This is a genomic window from Terriglobales bacterium (assembly GCA_035454605.1).
Taxonomy (GTDB): Bacteria; Acidobacteriota; Terriglobia; order Terriglobales; family Acidobacteriaceae; genus DATMAB01.
Genome location: DATIGQ010000084.1, coordinates 1 through 4631 on the forward strand (window position 1 = coordinate 1; position 4631 = coordinate 4631).

Below are 4631 nucleotides of genomic sequence, written 5' to 3' on the forward strand. Positions count from 1 at the left end.
GCCGCCTGGGCACCACCGAGCAGGTGATCAAGAACTACCTGCGCAACGTGTATGACAAAGTGGGCGTCTCCGACCGTCTGGAGCTGGCCCTGTTCACCATTCACCACCGCATCCTTGCCGAGGCCGCCGCCGCCATCGCAGAAGAAGATAAGTAGGATCTCCGCTACGCGCAGTGTGTTTAATGAGAAACAGGTTCATTCGCATACTGGTCGGCCTTTTGGCCATTGCGCTTCTGATTCCTGCTTACCCGCTCATAGGGATGGGGACCATGCGTCCCAGCCTCTACAGTTTGATTGCCGCCAGCATCGGTCTCGGGCTCTATTTGTCGTCTCTGGTCCTCGCGCACCGAAGCCACTTCACAACGGTCTACGTGTTTGTCGTGGTGGCCGGGGGATTCATCCTGGGCTTCTCGGCGCTTGCAACTTGCATGGCGCTATTCGCCGAGAAGACCTGGTTGGGCATCGCCTTTTCTGTTGTGATCGCCAGCTGCTCTGTCCTTGTCGCTCGGTTGCTGTCTCGATATAAGCAGCGGGACACGGGATGGTGGCCGACGCGCGGGAGTCTCTAGCTCAACGCTCGCCAAGACAAGAACGCGGGCCGCAGCGCGCGATGCCCCACCCTTGTCGCGCCTGCTTTTGGCGCGACAGGGTGGGACTCTTCAGACTTTCCTTCGTGGATAGCTAGATGAGCTTCTCGCCGATCGACTTCCCCTGCGTGAACAGATACAGGTAGTCCGGCCCGCCGGATTTGGAATCCGTGCCGGACATGTTGAAGCCGCCGAAGGGATGCACGCCGCAGATGGCCCCCGTGCACTTGCGGTTGATGTACAGGTTGCCGACGTGGAATTCGCTCTTGGCGCGCTCGATCTTCTCTTTGGACGTCGTATAGACCGCGCCCGTCAGGCCGAACTCGGTGTTGTTGGCAATGGCCAGCGCGTCGTCGAAATTCTTCGCCTTGATCACCGCCAGCACCGGCCCGAACACTTCTTCCTGCGCCAGGCGCGCCGTGGGGGCGATGTCGGCAATCACGGTTGGCTGAAGATAAAATCCTTCGCCGGCCCCGGTGGCACGTCCGCCGCCGGTGATCAGCCGCCCTTCCTTCTTGCCGATCTCGATGTATTCCTGGATGGACTTCATGGCCGACTCGTTCACTACCGGGCCCATGGCTTTGTTTTCCGTGGGATCGCCGACCTGGATCTTCTCTACGCGCTCCTTCAGGCGCTCGAGGAAAACGTCGTAGATGCGCTCATCCACGATGGCTCGTGAGCACGCCGAGCACTTCTGCCCGGAGAAGCCGAACGCCGAAGCCGCCACTCCTTCGACCGCCGCGTCCAGGTTGGCGTCGGCATCCACGACGATGGCGTCTTTGCCGCCCATCTCCAGCACCGTGCGCTTGATCCAGATCTGTCCGGGACGTGGCGTCGCGGCGCGCTGTTGAATATCGAGCCCCACCTCTTTCGAGCCGGTGAAGGCGATGTAGCGCGTCTTGGGGTGCTCCACGATAGCGTTACCGAAGCTCGCGCCGGAGCCCGGGCAGAAGTTCACCACGCCGTCCGGCAGCCCGGCTTCCAACAGGATCTCGTGGAATTTCGCCGCGATGGTGGGCGAATCGCTCGAAGGCTTGAGCACCACCGTGTTGCCGCTCACGATCGACGCCAGGGTCATCCCCGCCATGATGGCCGAAGGGAAGTTCCACGGTGGAATCACCGCCCCCACGCCCAGCGGGATGTAGCGCAGCACGTCCCGCTCGCCGGGAAGCTGCACCGGCATCACGATCTCGGAAAGCCGCAGTGCTTCGCGGCTGTAGTACTCGCAGAAGTCGATGGTCTCGCCCACGTCGCCGTCGGCTTCGGCAAAGTTCTTGCCCACTTCGAACACCAGCCAAGCCATATATTCGAACTTGCGCGCGCGCAGGATGTCGCCGGCACGCAGCACGATGGAGGCGCGCTCCTGCGCCGGGGTGCGGCTCCAGCGCTCGAACGCTTCCAGCGCCGCTTCCACCGCCGGCGCGGCGTGCTCGCGGCCCGCCTTCTGGTGCGTCCCCACCACCTCGGAAGGCTTGGCGGGATTGATGGAAGTGATCTTGTCCTTGGTGCGGACCCGTTTGCCGCCGATCACCAGGTCGTACTCGCGGCCCAGCTCGGCCCGCACTTTCTCGATGCCGGCCCGCATGGCGCGCGCGGCCTTCTCGTCCTTTGTGAAATCAATGGGCGGTTCGTTGCGGAACGGTCCCTCCGGCAGACGGAGCGACGGACGGGCAATCGCGACAGCCATCAGACACCTCTCGATGAGTCCCTAGAGCGGGAGATGAATACTGCGGAGTCTCTATTCTAGCATTCGCCCGGAGGGCTGAACCGGCCTACCGCATCGGCACGTCGCTCATGCGGAACTGGGTGCGGAAGTGTTCCGAAAGCAGGAAGATGGCGGGCTGGTTCTGGTGCGGGTCCGACTGTGCCAGGTAGCGGATGGCCTCAGCGATCATCCTCTGCCCTTCCAGAAACCGCGGGTCGGAGTTGCGCTGCCGCTTGCGTCGCGGAGATGGATTCGCAGGAAGTGTGAAAACTCTTGCCATGATTGCCTACTCTTCTTCCCCGGGCGTTAAAAAGAACACCTCGCCCTGCGGGCGGAAAATATGAATAAGCCGGAGTATAGCCGCCACACCTCGCACCACAAAGAACTTTCTCCGTGAAATTTAGAAGAACAGTTAACCCCTGAGGAACAAAGGAGATAAGCGACATCTGCCGGGTACAGCTGGTCGGGCTCTAGCCCTGCGGATTCACGAACTTGGTTTTGCTGGTGGTTTTCAGGCGAAAAACTTCTTCCGCCACCGGTTGATTCAGGCGGATGTTGTTGTAATGGGCCAGACGGTAGTCACCGGAAGGCTCGAAAAATTGCTGTCGCAGGGAAACGCCGCGCTCCGGGTCGATCCACAGCACGATGCGCTCGAACACGCCCCGCATTCTCTGCGTCTTGGGCTGCAACTCCAGCCGTGCGGTCTTCACGCCCTCGATCATCTCGCTGCCCGCGTGGCGCACCTCGAACGACTTCAACAGATCGTGTCCGCGTCCGCCGAAACCCAGCACCAGGAAGCTCTCCACCTCGTTCTTGTTCTTGCCCGTCGAATATTCGGTCACCTGGTCGATGCGAGGCTGATACAGCCGCACTTTGCCGTCGGCGAACAGCACGTACTTGCGATCGGGAACGGTGATCTCGGCCGCCATCTGGGTCTCCTGGCCGCGCCGCCGGAAATAAACCTTGCCCTTCTGGGTATCGGTTTCCTGCACCACGCGCTGGTACTGATCCCACACGAAATCGGCTTCCGCATTGCGGAACGACGCCGCGGCGGCGTCCATGCGGTCCAGCACAGCCTCAAGTTCGGAAGCCGGAGCGGGAGCGGCCATGGCACTGCTCCCCAGCGCCAGGGTCAACCAGATGCTTGCCAGTCGAAGAACACTCATGCAGCGATTCCTTCTCCTATTGCCTTTGTACCCAGACGTCGTAGGCCGTCAGTTTGCCAGCGGCGTCCTTCACCGGCGCATGTTTCACGATGTTGACTTCGCCCGCCATGGGTTCGATCACACGGCGCAGTCCCGCTTCCACCGCTTCTTCGTCGCCCTCGGGAACCGCCGAAGCGTCTACCCGATACACAAAACCGCCCTGCCCGTCGGGCCGGACGGTCACTTCACTTGGATGCGGTGCGCGCTCCACCGGTTTGTCGTTGAAATTGATCCAGAACGGCGAAAGGAATACGAACAGCACGATCAGCGTCACCATGACGTCGTACTGCCAGCTTCCGCGCGCATACTCCCACAGGATGAAGCTGCGGATTGTGCGCCATATGCGGCTCATGTCGGCGGAAACAGGTTCCTCGGAGCGGAAGGACTGCCGGTGCTTCCAGTCTAGATGCCGCGGCGGGCTTTGGCAACGAGGCCGCGGTCACAGCGTGCGCGGCGTGATCCGCTCCGCGCCCACGTACGGCCGCAGCGCTGCCGGGATCACCACCGAGCCGTCCGCCTGCTGGTAGTGTTCGACGAGCGCCACCCAGGTGCGCCCGATCGCCAGCCCGCTGCCGTTCAGCGTGTGCACGAACTCGCTCTTGCCCTTGCCCTCACGGCGGAAGCGGATGTTGGCGCGCCGCGCCTGGAAAGCCTCGAAGTTCGAGCAGGAAGAGATTTCGCGGAACACCTGCTGCCCGGCCAGCCACACTTCGATGTCATAGGTCTTGGCGGCGGCGAAGCCCATGTCGCCGGTGGACAGGGTCACGATCCGGTAGTGCAGCCCCAGCCGCTCCAGCACCGTGGCCGCGTCGCCCGTCAGTTTCTCCAGCTCGTCGTACGATTTTTCCGGATGCGCGAACTTCACCAGTTCCACCTTCTGGAACTGGTGCTGCCGGATGATGCCGCGCACGTCCTTGCCGTAGGATCCCGCTTCGCTGCGAAAACAGGGTGTGTACGCCGTGAGTGAAAGCGGAAGCTGCGCCGCCTCGAGCACCTCGTCCCGATACAGGTTGGTCACCGGCACTTCGGCCGTCGGCACCAGCCACAGGTCGGCGTTCTCGCACTTGAACAGGTCGGCGGCAAACTTGGGAAGCTGGCCGGTGCCGTACAGCGACTCGGAGTTCACCAGGAACGG

At 62.2% G+C, this 4631-nt stretch carries 6 protein-coding genes; 1 reads left to right on the plus strand and 5 read right to left on the minus strand.

The window, feature by feature from the left end:
• The first annotated feature begins 268 nt into the window (after window positions 1–268).
• Window positions 269–568 (plus strand): hypothetical protein, encoded by a 300-nt coding sequence (locus VLE48_06240; protein HSA92594.1) that lies wholly within the window; start codon window positions 269–271, stop codon window positions 566–568.
• 112 nt (window positions 569–680) lie between these two features.
• Here VLE48_06240 and pruA read toward each other — a convergent pair whose 3' ends face one another.
• The 5 genes from pruA to serS form a co-directional block, all read right to left on the minus strand.
• A complete protein-coding gene (pruA, locus tag VLE48_06245) occupies window positions 681–2273 on the minus strand; it encodes an L-glutamate gamma-semialdehyde dehydrogenase (protein ID HSA92595.1) in 1593 nt (530 codons plus the stop codon).
• Between the two features lie 85 nt (window positions 2274–2358).
• Window positions 2359–2571 carry a hypothetical protein gene (locus VLE48_06250; GenBank protein ID HSA92596.1) on the minus strand — a complete coding sequence of 71 codons (213 nt, stop codon included), beginning with the start codon at window positions 2569–2571 and terminating at the stop codon, window positions 2359–2361.
• A 190-nt stretch (window positions 2572–2761) separates the two neighbouring features.
• Complete coding sequence (locus tag VLE48_06255) at window positions 2762–3457, minus strand: outer membrane lipoprotein carrier protein LolA (GenBank protein HSA92597.1); 696 nt, start codon at window positions 3455–3457, stop codon at window positions 2762–2764.
• A 16-nt stretch (window positions 3458–3473) separates the two neighbouring features.
• The gene (locus tag VLE48_06260) at window positions 3474–3848 is read right to left on the minus strand and encodes a hypothetical protein (protein ID HSA92598.1); all 375 of its coding nucleotides are present in this window, start codon (window positions 3846–3848) and stop codon (window positions 3474–3476) included.
• Window positions 3849–3935: 87 nt separating this feature from the next.
• Window positions 3936–4631: serine--tRNA ligase (gene serS / locus VLE48_06265; protein HSA92599.1), on the minus strand; the 696-nt coding region annotated here is incomplete at its 5' end.